Genomic DNA, 18,261 nt, shown 5'->3' on the forward strand with positions numbered 1-18,261 from the left:
AATCTGTTTGTAGAATAACTATAAACTAGAAGATTACTTCACTACCGTTCGTAATGACGCTACTTAATTAGTTTATGCAGGAACCATCCATTTAAAATTGAACTTTGTATCAGGTACTACGATACGTTCAGTGATTCTGTACATTCTATCCGGTAATTTCATTAAGAAATCACGTGCTTTTTCTGCTTCTGGAGTTAAATTGGTGATTTTATCAATTTCCCAAGTTTCATTCAACTTTTTAAGAATGTCAACATAGTCAAAGCCAGTGTATACACCTATTCTTTGCGCTACTGTAGAGAAATCATCAAACAAACTTCCTTTTTCTCCAAAAGATTCTCTTAAATGCATTGCGGGCATTACAATTTTATGTTTCATCATGTGTTGAAATGCCAACATCATTTCACTTGGATCTATCTTAAAGATTTCTTTCACAAACTCAGTATACGCTAAGTGATGACGCATTTCATCTCCAGCAATGATTTTAGACATTTTTGCTAAAGCTTTGTGTCCTTGCTTTTTTGCAATTTTAGCTACATTATTGTGTGAAATATATGTTGCTAACTCTTGAAAACTTGTGTACACGAAGTTTTTATACGGATCAGTAGCTGTACCAATATCAAATCCATCAGCAATTAAATGCTGTGTAGATATTTCTACCTCACGCATATTAACTCTTCCTGAAAGATATAAGTATTTGTTTAACACATCTCCATGACGGTTTTCTTCCGCAGTCCAAGCACGCACCCATTTTGCCCAACCATTATCTGGTTGTTGTGTAACTCCGTCTAAGTCTAATAACCATGACTCATACGTTGGTAAAGCTTCTTCAGTAATAGTATCTCCTACTAAAACCACCCAAAAATCATCATCAAGTTCTTTTGATAGTTCTTGAATTTCTTTTACTTCATCAATAAAAGAATCTTTTTGTGAGTTGGGTAAAAAATCGGTAGGTTGCCAAATCTTTTCTATTGGCATCAAGAATTTGTCTACAAAACTGTCAATGTTTTTTTCCAGCGTTTGCATTACTTCCTTTCTAATGTTTTGTATCGACATAATTAAGGGTTTATATTTATTGTTGTTTGTTTTCGTTTAAGTATATCTAGTATATCCCAGACTTTACTGCTGTTTCAGTTTTTGCTATTAACTCATCAAACGGTAAACTGTTTACTTTTATAGGTTCGTGAGTTTGGATCTTTATAGGACATCCTATTCCTAATGGAAATTTTCCGTATTTAAATACTTTCCACGAATTATTGATTGATAAAGGCACCACATACGCTTCTGGATTGTATTTAGCGATCATTTTAAGTCCGTTTACAGAGAATGCCTTTGGTTTTCCTGTTCTACTTCTAGTTCCTTCTGGAAAAATAGCTGCAGACCAGTTATTTTCATTAATTCTCTTAGCAAACTTTCCTAATTCAGATAAGGCTTGTTTAGGGTCTTTTCTATCAATTAAAGCAGCTCCTCCGTATTTTAAATTGAAGGAAATGCTAGGAATTCCTTTTCCTAGTTCTTTTTTTGATACAAATTTTGGGTAGTGTCTTCTAAGGTACCAAATAATTGGCGGAATATCAAATGTACTTTGATGATTGGCTACAAAAATTAAGGTTGTATTTTCTGGCAAGTTGTGTTTGTTTTCAAATTGAACTCGTATTCCTAAAATCAATAACGATTTAACAAGAAACCAATTCATGAAATTTACTACATTTTGATGTCCTTCTTGACCAAAAAGCTTCAACCCAATCCATTGTATTGGATGAAAAATTAACAATAGCGAAAAAAACACCAATGCAAAGATTGATGAGAGAATATAACTTAAAATCTTCATTCTATTTAGTTGTTTTGTTGTTTATTAGTTTAGTTTTTTACTAATTAAAACCGCTACAAAAACATACCGATTTCATTTTTAAAACTTTACTAGTGCGTAAAAATAAAAAATCCCGCGAAAGCGGGACTATAATTTTATCTTAAAACCAGTTGCTCCAAGGAATTCTTGAGAGAATTAGTAATAAAGCTAATCCGTAAAAGATGGCAAAGGTTTTAAACTTAGCTTCGCTTTTTACTTGTTTTTTGTGCTTAGACCACCCTATTGTAATTAACACAATAGCAATTATCATCATTAATGGGTGCTCTACTGCTAACAAAAGTGTCATTGGCTCTCCCATAACCTCACTTCCATTAGCTTTTAAAGCTTTATACCAAGGAGACATAAAATACCATCCTAAACCAATTAATAATTGAATATGAGCTGTTATTAATGTAAATAACCCTAAACGGAACTCTTTGTGGGTAAATTCTTTCTTTTGTACTAATCCTATAATAGCATTTACCACCGTAAATATTAAAACTGCTAATACAATGTATGCCCAATAAGAGTGTAATGTTTTCATCATGATTTTTAAGTTTTGTCTGTGTAAAAATACTGAATTTTCTGCATAAAAAAACCACCTCGTACGAGGTGGTTTTTAAATTATTTTTTGGTTGGATATTACTTAAAGATATATCTTAAACCTACTTGCATTTGCCAACGAGATGAGTTTAATCCTGAATCATCTACAGAATAGATGTTTGTTGCATTAGGATTGAAACTAAACTCAGGAGTTGTTCCATTAATTCCTTCATTTCTTAAAATAGAAGCTTCTCCAAAGTTAGATACAAATTTTCTTGTACCCCACTCTTTGTTTAATAAGTTAGTAAAGTTAAAAATATCAAAAGTAGCTTGTAGTGTATGCTTTTTCTCTCCAATGTTTAAAGAAAAATCTTGAATTAACTTCATATCAACTACATGACTCCAAGGTCCAAACTGAGCATTTCTTTCAACATATTGACCACGACGTGTTCTTAAATACTCGTCATTTTCAATATAGCTATTTAATCCCTCCCATTGTTGAGCAGTTGTTAAACCGTTAGCTCCATCAACTAATACAATATCACTAGCATCTACTGGTACGTACATTAAAGCATTATCTCTTGAATCATCATTTAACAAATCTCTTCCTTCACTATAAACATATGAGAATGGAGCTCCTTGTTTACCTTCATAAACAAAAGAGATAGCTGTTTTTAAGTTTTCGTTCCACTTATACTCGTAACCTACGTTTGCTAAAACTCTATGACCTTGTGCAAACTGAGATCTTGCTAATTCAGATCTGTTTTTACCATTTACAGATAATTGGTTTCTCCATTGAGAACTATTTTGAGAACTTGTTCCTTCAAAAATACTTTTAGAGTCACCATAACTATATGTTACACTACCATTGAAACCATAAATAGGAGTTTTTCTTAAAGTTACAGACGTATTCCAAGAATACCCTTTGTTAGTATTCGATGCTAAATATATACCATCATAAGTTGGATCAACTCTATCATTTCTATTCCATAATGGTCTATTATCACCAGTTCCTGTAAGAGTTTGAGTTGGATTTTTAAGGTTTACATTTTCATAATAAATAGCTTTTAAGTTATCATTATATAAAGCGTCTGCACTTAAAATAAATCCTCCTGGTAATTTTTGATCAATAGCTAAGTTATACTTTACCACTTGAGGTAACTCAAATGATGGAGCAAATAAATCAATATTACCTCCTACTTGTCCACTTCCAGGAACAGCTCCTACTGGTTGAGAATTTACATCTGGGTTAAATGAAGCTACTCCATTATTTGTAAAATAATAACCTCCTGTAATACCGTTATTGTTGTATGTACCTCCTGGCCATACTAATGGCAATCTAGACACGAAAATACCAAAACCTCCTCTAACTTGAGTTTTAGACTCTCCGTTAACATTCCAGTTAAATCCTAATCTTGGAGAGAAATAAAGTTTAGTTTCAACTTTTTTACCAACTCTTGCTCCTAATAATCTACCACCTAATAAAGCTGCAGTTCTTGTGTTAAAATCATCATTAGCTATACCATCTTCCCATAATGGAATATCTAAACGTAAACCAGCTGTGAACTTAAAGTCATCTGTGATATCAACCTCATCTTGAATATAAAATCCTATTTGAGATGTCGCAAATTCAGACGCTCCACTAGAAGAATCTCCAACACCAGGAGCTAATAAAGAATATCCTCTTTGGTAGTTAGACGGTGCTCCTCCTGCCATAAAATCAGCTACAGAATCGTACTCATAATAACCAAAGTTATTAGCAAAGAATAAGTTTTTTGCTGTAGCAAATTCATTGTGTGTACCTATTGTAAACTTATGTCTTCCTGAGAAAATCTCGAAGTTATTTGTTATTGTAAGAATATCTTGCTCTAACAAGTTTGCTGTTGAATATTGTTCTGACCCAAAACGAATAGTACCATTTCCATCATCAATTCTCACATAAGGAAATGGATTTCCAAAAGGATCTCTATCATCTCTTACAGAAGTATAACCTACCACTAAATTGTTTGAAAACTTATCATTAAACCTAGAGTTAAATTCTAACGAAGTAGAGTTTGTTTCTGAAGGGAAAAATATAGCTGTGTTATAAAAATTTATTGTAGAATTAGTAGATCTACTAGCATTAATTTGCTCAGCATTAACATAAGAATGTTTTAACGATAATTTGTGCTTATCATTTATGTTCCAATCTAATTTCGCAATAAATTTATGGCTACTTAATTTATCCGTGTTATTTGCATAACCTCCTGGATTATAACCGTAAGTGTTTTGTAAAAAACTACTTAGGTTTTCTAAATCTGTAGCTGAAGAAGCTCCATTATAATTAGCAATATCATAAGGTTGTGGAGTTTCATCATCTTGTCTTTCATAGTTTACGAAAAAGAATAATTTATCTTTAACAATTGGACCTCCAATTCTAGCACCATAAGTTAATGCAGTAAACTCATCTAATTTTTTACGATTATTTTCTGAAATAGCATATGGAGTTTTTCCTGCTAAACTCTCATTTCTTACAAAAGCATAAGCAGAACCTTCAAACTCATTTGTTCCTGATCTTGTAATTGCACTAATTGCACCTCCTGAGAAACCAGAAATTTTCACATCAAAAGGAGCTACGTTAACTTGAAATGATTCAATAGCATCAACAGAAAAAGGATTTACTCCTGTTTGACCACCGTTTGTACCTGATGCTGCTAAACCAAACACATCATTATTGACAGCTCCATCAATATAAATAGCATTATAACGATTATTTTGACCTGCAATAGATATTTCGTTGTCATTAGTAATTTGTGCTTGTGGTGTTAATCTAACAAAATCAGCTATACCTCTAGATACAGAAGGTAAGTTTTGAATTTGTTTTTGAGAAATCGTTGTCTCAGATCCATTTTTATCAGATCCAAAAACACCGTTATTCTGAGCTGTAATTACTACTTCTTCTAAAGTATTAGCGTCTTCTACCATTACAACTGTAAATCTTTTAGATTCCCCTAAACCTAAAACAACATTACTTTGCTCGTAATTTTTTAGACCAACAAAAGAAATAGTAACCGTATAAGGTTCATCCTGATTTCATGTTAGTAATTCTAAAATAACCATCAAAGTCGGTTGATGCACCATACTTTGTTCCTGTCGGTGTGTGAACAGCAACAACATTCGCTCCTGGTAAAGACTCTCCAGTAGGATCTGTTACTTTCCCTCCAATGGAAGAAGTTGTTACTCCTTGCCCTAAAACCGTAGCTGTCGCAAAAAACAAAGCTACAAGTAATACATTTTTAAATGTTTTCATTTTTTAATCTAATTGTTATTAAATGCAAGTGCAAATATCCTGCTTTTACATATGGCTAATATTAAATTAATGTTAAGTTTTAACAAGAATTTAAGACGCTTTAAGTTAATAAAACTGAAAAACAAATCTGATTACCAGTCAATTATATATCAACAGAGTTGTTAACAAAACCTAATTATAAGTTAAAGAAATAAAAATAAATACGATTGACAGAAGTTTAATCGTTAACTAAGTTCTTTTGAGCCAATTCTTTTCCTAGTTCTACTCCAAATTGATCATATGAAAAGATATTCCATATTACTCCTTGAGTAAAAATTTTATGTTCGTAAATAGCTAATAACATTCCCAAAGTATAGGGCGACAGTTTATCGAACAGCATAGAATTACTTGGATGATTCCCTTTAAAAACTTTATATGGTAAAAGTTGATTTATTTGACTTGCTTGACCATTTAATTTCAACTCTAAATGAGCTTCTTCTTTTGTTCTTCCAAAAGCTAGTGCCTCTTGTTGAGCATAATAGTTTGCCATCAATTTCTCATGATGATCTTCAAAGTCGTATAATGGTTCTCTAAAACCAATGAAATCCACTGGAATTAATTTGGTACCATGGTGTAGTAATTGCATGAACGCATGTTGAGAGTTAACTCCTGTTCCTCCCCAAATAATGGTTCCAGTTTGGTAATCAATCTCCTCTCCATTTCTATCTACATTTTTACCATTACTTTCCATAATAGCTTGTTGCAAGTGCTCTGGAAATTTAGCTAAATATTGACTGTAAGGCAATACCAATTCTGTTTCAGCATCAAAAAAATTGTTATACCAAATACTTAATAAAGCCAGTAAAACCGGAATATTCTCATCAAAATTAGTTATTCTAAAATGTTCATCAACTTTTTCTGCTCCTTTCAATAACTCTTTAAAATTATCAAATCCAACAGATAAGCAAATTGACAAACCTACTGCAGACCAAAGAGAAAATCTACCTCCAACCCAATCCCACATCGGGAATACATTTTTCTTGTCAATTCCAAAACTATCAACAGCTTTCATATTACATGAAACTGCGACAAAATGTTTAGAAATATCAAAAACTGTGGCTGATTTTAAAAACCAATCTCGAATGGTATTTGCATTACTCATTGTTTCTTGAGTTGTAAAACTTTTTGAAACAACAATGAATAAAGTGGTTTCTGGATTAATTTTTTTTAAAATCTCAAAGACATGATCTCCATCAATATTAGATACAAAATGAGTGTTTAGCTTATTTTTATAAAACTGAAGTGCTTCTACAACCATTTGAGGTCCCAAATCTGATCCGCCAACACCTATATTAACAATATCTGTAATAGGTTTTCCTGTAAAACCTTTCCATTTTCCTAAAATAACTTTATTACTAAAAGCTTTCATTTTACGTAAAGCCGTTTGGATTTTAGGTTTTACATCTTTTCCTTCTACAAAAACTGGAATATCAGAACTGCTTCTTAAAGCTGTGTGCAATACTGCCCTATTTTCAGTAACGTTAATTTTATCTCCTGAAAAATATTTTTCAATAGCATCTTTTAGTTCCGCTTCTTCAGCCAATGAGACCAATAAATCTATCGTTTCTTGAGTAATTCTATTTTTAGAAAAATCGAATTGGAATTCATCTATAGAAATAGAAAACTCTTCTTTTCTGTTCTTGTTTTTAAGAAACAATTCTTTCAACTCATACTCTTTTGCTTGTTGAAAGTGTTTTGTTAAATTTTCCCAAGCAACAGTTTCAGTTGGCTTTATGTTAAGTAAAGGCATAGTTAATTCGTAGCTAATATTTCTTTTTCTTTAAATGAAAGAGGCTCTGGTTGAGGATATTGTATACTATCTAATTGTCTCTTCAATGGTTTTATAAACTCAAAATACGTAGGTTTAATTTCTGCTGCCAAAGGTTCTGCTGAAGGAAGCTTTTCTCTAAACGGGTCTACTTGTCTACCATTTTTCCAGAAACGATAGCACACATGCGGACCACTCGTATTTCCTGTCATACCTACCCAACCTATTACATCTCCTTGTTTTACGTAATCTCCAACGCGTACATTACGCCTTTTCATGTGCAAATATTGCGTTGTATAGGTACTATTATGTTTTATTTTAACATAGTTTCCATTCCCCCCTCTTCTAGCAGACTCTACAACTGTTCCGCTAGCAGTAGTCATAATTTCTGTTCCATATCTAGCTGCAAAATCAGTTCCTTTATGAGCTCTTACTTTATTACCATATAACTTAATTCTTCTTCTTAAATTATAGCGTGAAGAAATTCGGTATTGAAATTTAATTGGAGATTTTAAAAAAGCTCGACGCAACATATTTCCATCTTGATCGTAATACTCAGGGATTTTCTTAATTGAGTCTGCAACAAATTTATACGCATATAAATCTTCTCCTCCATGGCTAAAAACAGCTGCTTTTACCTCTCCATAACCTACAAAAACGGTATCATTTATAAATTTTTCCTCATAGATTAATTTAAACTTGTCTCCCTTCTGTAATCGATAAAAATCTAATGTCCATGCGTAAATATCTGCCACGGTATTCGTAAGTGTTGGTTTTAGTTGTAAACTATCCATCGTAATCGAAAGGTTTGAATAAATTTTACCTGCTATTTCTTTCTGTACCGTTTTAATTGGTTTTCTGTACTTGTACGCTGAAATTATAGAATCTTTAAAATCAATAATTGTAGCTTCAACTTTGTTGTGTTTATAAATAAAAACTTTAGCTTGTTCTAAAGTATCTTTAGATGCTAAAATGGTGTATGCTCTTCCAGATCGAACTCTTCTTACATCAAAAGTATCTTTAATTTTTGTAGCGATTTCATTTATTTTAGGATACATCACACGATGTCTATCCATAATTACTCCAAAACTTTCGCCTTCCTTAATCGTATCGTTAATAACAGTAAAATTATCTAAATTAAAACCGTAAGCTATAACTGGCTCTGGTTCTTTTATTTCAACTGGTTCTGTTATAACTACTTTCTTTTCTTCTTTACAAGAAAACAGAAGTAAGGCGATAATAAATGGAAGGATTATTTTTTTCAAAAAAAAGCTGCTTTAGATTTGAGTTTATGCGCAAAAGTACAAATAAATAGTATTTTTTCTTACACTTTAACAATTCATAAACAGCATATATTACTTTTTTAATCTACAACAATTTCAAAAGGGTTTGCTAAACCTTTATATGCGTCTAAATCTGCACGCAATGAACCAACAGCTAAAGAAGCTCTCATCTTGATAGGTATTTTATTATCATCTGCTGAAATCCAAATAGTTACACTTTCTTTTTCCTTGAAAACTCTACCTGCTTGAACTAAAGGTCTAAACTTTTGGGTTTTTACTTTACCAAACTTTGTTTTAACCGTTTCGTTGCCTAAAAAACGTAATTTGAACGGATAACTTTTATTATCAAAAAACATATCGAGTTCAATTTCTTCACCTTTTTTCATGTTTTCTGTATCTTGACTTCTTAAGAAATAAAAGGTAGAAATCATATCTTGAGGGGATTTTACTGAAATCAATGTATCTTTTTGTTTCAAAAAATCTTGAACGTATGCCGTATTTTTTTGATGGTTAAAAGTTATATGACGATTCTTTTTATGCCCACCTTCATCAATTTTTCTTTTGAATAAATACGGTTGAACTTTATCAATTCCAAAATAACTCTCATACCTGTCTTCAACCTTAAAAAACCAGCTAATAACTCCTGTTGTTTTTCCAGTTCCTACAGCATGAAGCACTTTTTTATTATTTAAGTTCTTCTCCTTTAATTGTAAAACAGCCGTTCCTGCTTTTAAAAATCCGCTATAACTCATATCAAATCGTAACCACTCACCGCTCTTATATGCTACAGGGTTTTCTTGCGCAAAGAAACTTTGCACAACGACTAAAAACGTAAAAAATAATATTCTTTTTCTCATAATATTCAAACTTATGAAAATTGATAAACAATTACTATTCCAAAAATCAAAAAAGCTGTTTAACCAAACATTAAACAGCTTTTATTTTATTGTTATACCGGTTAAAAAGTTCCCCAGTTTTTTAATTCTTCTTCACTCCATAGATATGGGAAGAAAATTCTTCTCTGATATTTAGGATGCAAATACTTACGCCAGTTACTACCACCGGTAGCCTCTATATCACCTTCCTCACCTCCAAGGTATTTTCCTGCAGCATTGTAATGAGCCATTACCCACTTTACATTTACCGTATAATCGTAATGACGCATTGCTCTGATTAACGCTTCATCATTTTGAACATCATCTGGTAATTGTTTGAATTTTTTTGAAAGGTTACAATCATTATAATCTTCCATAAAATCGATAAAATCACCCATATACTTCTTTTCAAACAACGTTAATAAGGTGGTTTTTTGACCTGTGGTATAGTTTTTTCCTGCTGCTTGCCAATACAAATGATCGTAAGCATTTTTAAATGATGAATTTCTGTCAATCGTATCTCTATAACGAGCATCTATCAAATTAATTAAATCTGTTGATGCAAACTCAATTTTACGATATTGTGCACTTTGAAAACCACTCGCAGGGGTAAGTGTATTACGGAATTTTAAGTATTGGTCTACATCCATTCCGTCACCCATTACTGTAAACGAACTACACAACATATCAAAATAGCGACTAATACGCATTAGATGTTTAGAAAACTTTTCTGCTGTAATTTCTTCAGATTTTGCTACCTGATCAATTTCCCACAAAATCATTTTGAATAATAATTCGTTTACTTGATGATACATGATAAACACCATTTCATCAGGTAATGTTGTTCTTGGAATCTGTAACCCTAAAAGTGCATCTGTTTGTATATAATCCCAATAAGTTATAGGTTCGCTCCAAAGTAATCCTTCTAGCATTGCTTCTACAGGAACACCTAACTTATCGTATTTTTCTTCTATTGCTTTTAATATTTCTTCTTTGCTCATTTTACATTTGTTTGAGAAAAAAGAAAAGAGAAAAGAGAAAATAGACAGTAAAACCATCTATTTTCTTTTCTCTTTTTTCTATTATCTATTAGTTTATAACGTTCCTCTTAATTCTTGCTCTCTTTCGATTGATTCGAACAACGCTTTAAAGTTTCCTGCTCCAAAACCACGAGCTCCCATACGTTGGATAATTTCAAAGAATAACGTAGGACGATCTTCTACTGGTTTTGTAAAGATTTGTAATAAATACCCTTCTTCATCAGCATCAATCATAATTCCTAGAGATTTTAGCTTTTCAATATCTTCTCTTAACTCGTGACTAAATTCTTCTAATCTTCCTGGAACTGCTTTGTAATATTCTTCTGGTGGAGTTGATAAAAATTCTACCCCTTGAGATCTTAATTGACTTACTGTTTTTATAATATCATCAGTAGCAACAGCAATGTGTTGTACTCCTGCTCCTTCATAAAAATCTAAATATTCTTCAATTTGAGAACGTTTTTTTCCTTCAGCTGGCTCGTTAATTGGGAATTTGATTCTTCCGTTTCCGTTAGACATTACTTTACTCATTAAAGCAGAGTATTCTGTATGAATTTGTTTGTCATCAAATGATAAGAAGTTTTCAAATCCCATTACATCTTCGTACCATTTTACCCAAACATCCATTTGATTCCAACCAACATTACCAACCATATGATCGATATATTTTAATCCTGCTGTTGGTGGATTATAATCTGATTCCCATTTTTGGAAACCTGGTAAAAATGTTCCGTTGTAATTTTTACGCTCTACAAACATATGAACTGTTTCTCCATACGTGTAAATTCCCGCTCTTACAACTTCTCCGTGCTCATCTGTTTCAACAGTTGGCTCCATGTATGATTTTGCTCCTCTTGAAGTTGTTTCTTCATAAGCTTTTCTAGCATCTTCAACCCAAAGTGCTACTACTTTAACTCCATCACCATGTTTTACAATATGCTCATTAATTGGTGACTTACTGTTTAAAGGAGTCGTTAGTACTAATCGGATTTTATCTTGTACTAATACATAGCTTACTTCTTCTTTTGAACCTGTTTCTAGTCCTTTATAGGCTAACGATTGAAACCCGAATGCTGTTTTATAAAAATGCGCTGCTTGTTTTGCATTTCCTACATAAAACTCTACATAATCTGTTCCTAAAAGTGGTAAGAAGTCTTGCGCTCCTTCAAATATTTTTTCTAAACCGTAGTTTACTGATTTTATTTCCTTACTCATGATGTGATAATTTGTTGATTAGCGAATTAGCGAATGTTTTTGCTAAGTAACTCAACTACTAATACGTTTTGAGCTGCTAATTATTTTGTTTAAAATTTTAATAATTGTATTTAGTTTCTCTATTAGTTTACCTGGATTAGGATATGAATCTAGATTTTCACATAAAAACAACCAATATTCGGTTTCATCAGCCTCTTTTAAAGCTATTTTCATTTTGTGAATGAAATCAGCTTTACTTTCAGCATTTTGTGCTTCTTTAACATTAGCTCCTATTGATGTTCCTGATCGAATAATTTGTTTAGCTAAAACAAACTTTCTTTTTTCTTCTAGTGATTCCGAATATCTGACTATTTCAAGGGAAAACTCAAAGGTTTCTTTTAAAATAGGATTATTTTGATACTTATCACTTTTCGAAAAAATCATCATTAGCTCATTTCCTAATTATCAAATTAACTAATTACTCCTCTAACCAAGATTTGTAATAATCTTCATCTGCTATTTTCATAGCTTCTTCGGTTACTTTTAACGGTTTAAAAGTATCAACCATTACGGCTAGTTCTTCAGTTACAGTTTCACCGATACTTCTTTCAGTAGCACCTGGATGTGGTCCGTGAGGAATTCCTGCTGGGTGTAACGATATATGTCCTGGAGCAATATCGTTTCTACTCATAAAATCTCCATCTACATAATACAACACTTCATCAGAATCAATATTACTGTGATTGTATGGTGCTGGAATAGCCTGCGGGTGGTAGTCGTATAACCTTGGCACAAAACTACAGATTACAAAAGCATCTGTTTCAAAAGTTTGATGCACTGGTGGCGGTTGATGAATACGCCCTGTTATTGGTTCGAAATCGTGAATTGAAAATGCATACGGATAGTTATATCCATCGTATCCAACCACATCAAATGGATGTGTTGCGTACACCATTTCAATAATTTCATCTTGTTTTTTTACATTGATAACAAAATCGCCTTTTTCATCATGCGTTTCTAACTCTTCTGGTCTGCGGATATCACGTTCACAAAATGGTGAATGTTCTAATAATTGTCCAAACCAGTTACGATATCTTTTTGGAGTATATACCGGACGATATGATTCTACGATAAATAATCTGTTATCTTCCGTATCGAAATCTAATTTATAAATGATTCCACGAGGAATTACTAAGTAATCACCATATTTGAAATCTAAATTCCCTAACATCGTACGTAATTTCCCCGTTCCTTTGTGGATGAAAATTACCTCATCTGCATCTGTATTTTTATAAAAGTAATCTTTGGTAGATTCTTTTGGAGCCGATAAAATGATGTTACAATCAGAATTGGTAAGAACTACTTTTCTACTTTTTAAGTAATCATTTTCTGCTGGAACTTGAAATCCTCTGAAGCGATACGATTGAATATTATTTTCTTTCGCTACTTTAGGCGCAATAGAGTATTGCTTACGAATTTCTTTGACCATTGTTGGTCTGTATTCATGATAACTGTTGGTTGACATTCCGTCGAAACCAATTGTACCAAATAATTGTTCGTAATATAAACTTCCGTCTTCTTTACGAAATTGTATATGTCGTTTATGTGGAATTTTTCCTAATTTATGATAAAAAGGCATACTTGATAATTTGATAATTAATTAATGTGTTAATTTGATAATTAACTCCTTTTTTAACTAACTAGTTGCAACTATTCAGGGTTGCGCTTTATCATAAATTTTAAATGTGATAAAAGGTCTAACCAATACATTTCTAGAACTTTAGTTGTTGTTCTACAAATATACAGAAAAGTGTGGTTTTTTATTAACTTTCAGGAGCTAATTCTACCTCTAAACCATCTAAATCTGGTGTAATTTGTATTTGACAACCCAATCGGCTATTGTCTTCTACATAAAAAGCTTCGGCTAGCATTGCTTCTTCATCATCTCCCATTTCTGGTAATAAGTGATCAGATTTAACATAGCATTGACATGATGCGCACATTGCCATTCCACCACAAATACCAATAGTTCCTTCTGGAGCTAATTCGTACGAACGAACTACCTCCATTAAGTTCATAGCCATATCTGTTGGTGCTTGTACCTCGTGAGTAACTCCGTCACGATCGGTAATTTTTATAGTAATATCTTGTTCCATCTTACAAATTCATTTTTTTTCGAAGTGTTTTCGCTCTTTTATCTTCCCCATCATGTGTCCAACCTGGTGAATTGAATATATAATTCAGTTTGTCGCTCCATTTATAAGCTCTTTTGACATCACTCCAAATAGCAGCGTATTCATGCGTTGCTACTTTTACGGGATTAAAGGTTTCAATATTAACTGTAAGACCATATACAGGTTTATCAACTTCTTTTAATTCTTCTGAAAAGGTACCAAACATACGATCCCAAACAATTAAAATTCCTGCATGATTACAATCTAGGTAACGAATATTAGAAGTATGGTGCACTCTATGATGTGAAGGTGTATTGAAAATGAATTCAATAGGTTTTGGCAGTTTATCTACCAATTCTGTATGCACAAAAAACTGATAAATTAAACTGATTCCCATCATCGTAAACATCATTAAAGGATCAAATCCTAATAACGGAATCCACATCCAAAAGAAAAATTTATGAATACGTTCACCGACTCCTTGGCGTAACGCTGTTCCTAAATTCATATGCACTGACGAATGATGTGGTACATGACCTGCCCAAAACAAGCGTACTTCGTGATTTAAACGGTGGAACCAGTAATAAGCAAAATCATCAGCCAACAACAATAAAATCCATGCCCACCATTGACGTTGTACAATACCTTTTAATGGGCTAATTTCATGCAAGTAGAAAAAAGCCACAAATGCTAAGATTTTTGGAATAAATTCAACAATAGCAGAAAACACCATCATTAACATTGATACTCTGGTATCTTTACCATGATATTTTTCTTTTGCTATTCGGTATTCCACTAACATGGAAATGAAAAATATAGGCAAAGCGAAGTACAATAATCTGTCTTCGGATAATTGCTGTATGTATTCAGTTAATGTCACGCTTAATTTATCGCTTTAACCACAGCTTTAGGCGCTTCTTTTCGAGTACCGTCAAACCCGTCAACACCACCAACTGTGGTATATTTCATCACATATTTTTTATCTGGATGAATACGTTGGAAAGCACTCTGACACATTAAGGTCGCTTCGTGGAATCCACATAAAATCAACTTTAACTTTCCTGGATATGTATTTACATCACCAATGGCATAAATACCTTCTACATTGGTTTGATAATCTAAAGCATTATTTACTTTAATGGCATTTTTTTCAATCTCTAATCCCCAATTGGCAATTGGTCCTAACTTTGGTGCCAATCCAAATAATGGAATAAAATGATCACATGCTAAAGTAAATGGTTCTTTATCTTTTTGCTCAACTACAACGCCTTCTACCTTACCTTCTCCAACAATTCCTGTTACTTCAGCTGGTGTTATTAGCATCAATCTTCCTTCGTTTTTTAACTCTTGTACTTTATCAACTGAATCTAAGGCCCCTCTAAATTCATTTCTTCGATGTATTAATGTTACCGATTTAGCCACATCAGTTAAGAAAATTGACCAATCTAAAGCGGAATCTCCTCCTCCCGCAATTACCACATCTTTATCACGATACAACTCAGGCTCTTTAATCATGTACTCAACTCCCTTATCTTCAAAGTCAGCAATATTTGGAATAGGTGGTTTACGCGGTTCAAAACTTCCTAAACCTCCTGCAATTGCTACTACTGGTGCTTGGTGTTTTGTTCCTTTATTGGTGGTAACGATAAACGTTCCGTCCTCTTGTTTTTCAATCGTATCTGCACGTTCTCCTAAGGTAAACCCTGGTTCAAATTGTTTAATTTGTTCCATTAATTTATCTGTCAAATCTCCTGCTAAAATCTCAGGATATGCTGGGATATCATAAATAGGTTTCTTTGGATAAATTTCTGAACATTGCCCACCTGGTTGTGGTAAAGCATCGATTAAATGACAACGTAATTTTAATAATCCTGCTTCAAAAACCGTGAATAATCCTGTTGGTTAGTGCTCCAATAATTAATATGTCTGTTTGTATCATTTTAGTTACAAAATTGTCTTTTTATATTGACAATTCCTGCCTTGGTATTTAAGACAGGAATGTTTTATGCGTTAGTGATTGAGTGACTTGTTTGAACTCTCCTCTTTTTTAAAACCGGAAAGCTAACGACGAAAGCACATTCGAACACCCAAAATTACAGTAATAATTCAGTTTAAAACCTGACTTTTATCAGTTTTAAGCTACGTTTATTACCTCTTTAATTTCTGGCGCATATTTTTTAATAGTAGCTTCCACTCCGTTCTTTAAAGTCATCTGATTAACAGAACAACCACTACAAGCTCCTTCTAACTGTACTTTTACCGTATTATCTTCAATAGATAACAACTTGATATTCCCTCCATCACTTACTAAGAATGGACGAATTTCCTCTAAAGCTTTTTCTACGTTATTTTTTATGTCTGTTGTTGCCATAATAAGTCCCTTTTAATCTCCCCAAGGGGAGAAACTCAAAACAGGGTGTCTGAGTTTTATTTATACTTTCTTAGCACATTACATGTAGTGAATCCTACTATAACACTCACTTTTTCCCTCCCTTTGGGAGGGATAGGGTGGGCTTTATTTTGTGCTACAACCACTCATGGTAGTAATTCGTACTACTTCTGTTGGTGGTAAATTAGCATTTCTTTTTAATAGTTGTGAAACCATTTCTTTAGTTACCTCTGTAAAAGCTTCTGCTAGTGGTGTGTTTTCTTGTAAAGCTACTGGATGTCCAACATCTCCTGCTTCACGTATGCTTTGTACTAATGGTATTTCTCCTAAGAAACTTGTTTCAATATCTTCTGCTAAATTTTTAGCTCCTCCTTCTCCAAAAATATAATATTTATTATTAGGAAGTTCTGCTGGTGTAAAATACGCCATATTTTCAACGATACCTAATACTGGCACGTTAATACTTTCTTGTTTAAACATTGCCACTCCTTTTTTAGCATCTGCTAAGGCAATGTTTTGCGGTGTACTTACCACAACTGCTCCGTTAATTGGTACTGCTTGTACTATTGATAAGTGTACATCACCTGTTCCTGGGGGTAAATCGATTAGTAAGAAATCTAACTCTCCCCAATCTGCATCAAAAATTAATTGATTTAATGCTTTTGAAGCCATTGGTTCACGCCAAATTACTGCCTGATTAGGATCTGTAAAGAACCCTAATGATAATAATTTTACTCCGTAGCTTTCAATAGGCTTCATTTTTGAGCGCCCATTTACATTTACCGCTAATGGTTTTTCTCTTTCAACATCAAACATTAAATGCTGTGATCGAACCGATAAACATCGGCATCTAACACTCCAACTTTAAAGCCCATTTTTGCTAATGAAACCGCCATGTTTGAGGTAATAGTAGATTTCCCTACTCCTCCTTTACCTGACGCTATGGCAATAATATTTTGAATATTAGGAATTTCTTTTCCTCTAATTTGATTTGGATTTTCTTTTTGTTGAACCTCCACCTTCACATTCACTTTTACATCGATTTTTTGATCAACATGTTCGTGAATTGCTTTCATAATTTCAACTTCTATTTTCTTTTTTGCTTGCAATGAAGGGTTTGAAATTGTTACATCAACAATTACTTCATTTCCAAAACTTACAACGTTGGTTACATTTTCGTTTTCAATTAAGCTTTTACCTTCTCCTGGCGCTGTAATTGTTTCTAACGCTTTGTATATATCTTGTTTTTTAAAACTCATGTTTTAGGGTGTATACTTTGAGCAGCAAGCTTTAACCTTGTTGCTTATTTTTATTTAATCTTAACTGCAAAGATACATTTTAGAGCGCAGAAAATAAAGTGTTTAGATAGCTAATATTTATGGTTTTATCAACTTGTTTTATAGACACAAATTCTGCGGATTAACTCTATTTTTAGAAATGTAAGATACAAACTTTTAAATAGCTAGAACTAGTGTAACTCTTCGCTCGGATTCCAAAACACCTTTTTAAAATCTTGAATTTGATTATCAATAACTTTTATCCCTTCGCTTTCTAACAGTTGCTGCATTAAGTTAGTTCCATCAAAATGATGTTTTCCTGTTAGCAGCCCTTTTCTGTTAACTACTCGGTGTGCTGGTACTTCTTTTTCTGAAGAATTATTCATTGCCCATCCTACCATACGTGCGGAACGAACTGCTCCTAAGTAAGTCGCGATTGCTCCGTAACTGGTTACTCTTCCGTAGGGAATTAATCGAGCTACTTCGTATACTTTTTCAAAGAAGTTTTTGTCTGTCATGTCGTAAAGATAAAATTCTTTTAAAA

14 protein-coding genes and 3 pseudogenes are annotated in these 18,261 nt (G+C 32.9%); all 17 read right to left on the bottom strand.

The genetic code is table 11. The annotated features are described in order from the left end of the window. Nucleotides 1–72: 72 nt before the first annotated feature. Complete coding sequence (locus tag AC3VI6_RS04930; RefSeq protein ID WP_497705368.1) at nt 73–1,053, bottom strand: acyl-ACP desaturase; 981 nt, start codon at nt 1,051–1,053, stop codon at nt 73–75. A 46-nt stretch (nt 1,054–1,099) separates the two neighbouring features. Further along, the gene (locus tag AC3VI6_RS04935) at nt 1,100–1,828 is read right to left on the bottom strand and encodes a lysophospholipid acyltransferase family protein (protein WP_497705369.1); all 729 of its coding nucleotides are present in this window, start codon (nt 1,826–1,828) and stop codon (nt 1,100–1,102) included. Between the two features lie 139 nt (nt 1,829–1,967). Next, the gene (locus tag AC3VI6_RS04940; RefSeq protein ID WP_497706571.1) at nt 1,968–2,390 is read right to left on the bottom strand and encodes a hypothetical protein; all 423 of its coding nucleotides are present in this window, start codon (nt 2,388–2,390) and stop codon (nt 1,968–1,970) included. Between the two features lie 98 nt (nt 2,391–2,488). Next, nucleotides 2,489–5,678: pseudogene (locus AC3VI6_RS04945) on the bottom strand (TonB-dependent receptor). A gap of 217 nt (nt 5,679–5,895) precedes the next feature. Then, nucleotides 5,896–7,467 (bottom strand): glucose-6-phosphate isomerase, encoded by a 1,572-nt coding sequence (gene pgi / locus AC3VI6_RS04950; RefSeq protein WP_497705370.1) that lies wholly within the window; start codon nt 7,465–7,467, stop codon nt 5,896–5,898. Between the two features lie 2 nt (nt 7,468–7,469). Beyond that, entirely contained in the window at nt 7,470–8,750 is a 1,281-nt protein-coding gene (locus AC3VI6_RS04955; RefSeq protein WP_497705371.1) for a M23 family metallopeptidase, read from the bottom strand. Nucleotides 8,751–8,848: 98 nt separating this feature from the next. Continuing rightward, the gene (locus AC3VI6_RS04960) at nt 8,849–9,625 is read right to left on the bottom strand and encodes a DUF3108 domain-containing protein (RefSeq protein WP_435253852.1); all 777 of its coding nucleotides are present in this window, start codon (nt 9,623–9,625) and stop codon (nt 8,849–8,851) included. A gap of 101 nt (nt 9,626–9,726) precedes the next feature. After that, the gene (locus tag AC3VI6_RS04965; protein WP_497705372.1) at nt 9,727–10,644 is read right to left on the bottom strand and encodes a tryptophan 2,3-dioxygenase family protein; all 918 of its coding nucleotides are present in this window, start codon (nt 10,642–10,644) and stop codon (nt 9,727–9,729) included. A 93-nt stretch (nt 10,645–10,737) separates the two neighbouring features. Further along, nucleotides 10,738–11,898: a 4-hydroxyphenylpyruvate dioxygenase gene (hppD, locus tag AC3VI6_RS04970; protein WP_028891719.1), complete on the bottom strand. Its 1,161-nt coding sequence runs from the start codon at nt 11,896–11,898 to the stop codon at nt 10,738–10,740. A gap of 51 nt (nt 11,899–11,949) precedes the next feature. Then, complete coding sequence (locus AC3VI6_RS04975) at nt 11,950–12,324, bottom strand: four helix bundle protein (protein ID WP_435253854.1); 375 nt, start codon at nt 12,322–12,324, stop codon at nt 11,950–11,952. A 31-nt stretch (nt 12,325–12,355) separates the two neighbouring features. Next, nucleotides 12,356–13,516, bottom strand: coding sequence for a homogentisate 1,2-dioxygenase (locus AC3VI6_RS04980; RefSeq protein WP_274634205.1), 1,161 nt, complete (start codon nt 13,514–13,516; stop codon nt 12,356–12,358). Between the two features lie 184 nt (nt 13,517–13,700). After that, entirely contained in the window at nt 13,701–14,033 is a 333-nt protein-coding gene (locus AC3VI6_RS04985) for a 2Fe-2S iron-sulfur cluster-binding family protein (RefSeq protein ID WP_435253856.1), read from the bottom strand. 1 nt (nt 14,034) lies between these two features. Beyond that, nucleotides 14,035–14,931 (bottom strand): sterol desaturase family protein, encoded by an 897-nt coding sequence (locus tag AC3VI6_RS04990; RefSeq protein WP_497705373.1) that lies wholly within the window; start codon nt 14,929–14,931, stop codon nt 14,035–14,037. A gap of 2 nt (nt 14,932–14,933) precedes the next feature. After that, nucleotides 14,934–15,990, bottom strand: a pseudogene (locus AC3VI6_RS04995) (NAD(P)/FAD-dependent oxidoreductase). A 195-nt stretch (nt 15,991–16,185) separates the two neighbouring features. Next, a complete protein-coding gene (locus tag AC3VI6_RS05000) occupies nt 16,186–16,422 on the bottom strand; it encodes a NifU family protein (RefSeq protein WP_274634208.1) in 237 nt (78 codons plus the stop codon). Between the two features lie 144 nt (nt 16,423–16,566). Beyond that, nucleotides 16,567–17,699 (bottom strand): annotated as a pseudogene (locus tag AC3VI6_RS05005) (Mrp/NBP35 family ATP-binding protein). A gap of 209 nt (nt 17,700–17,908) precedes the next feature. Then, nucleotides 17,909–18,235, bottom strand: a complete 327-nt coding sequence (locus AC3VI6_RS05010; protein WP_497706572.1) for an MGMT family protein — start codon at nt 18,233–18,235, stop codon at nt 17,909–17,911. Nucleotides 18,236–18,261 lie beyond the last annotated feature (26 nt).

This window comes from Tenacibaculum sp. TB-56, from assembly GCF_059716275.2.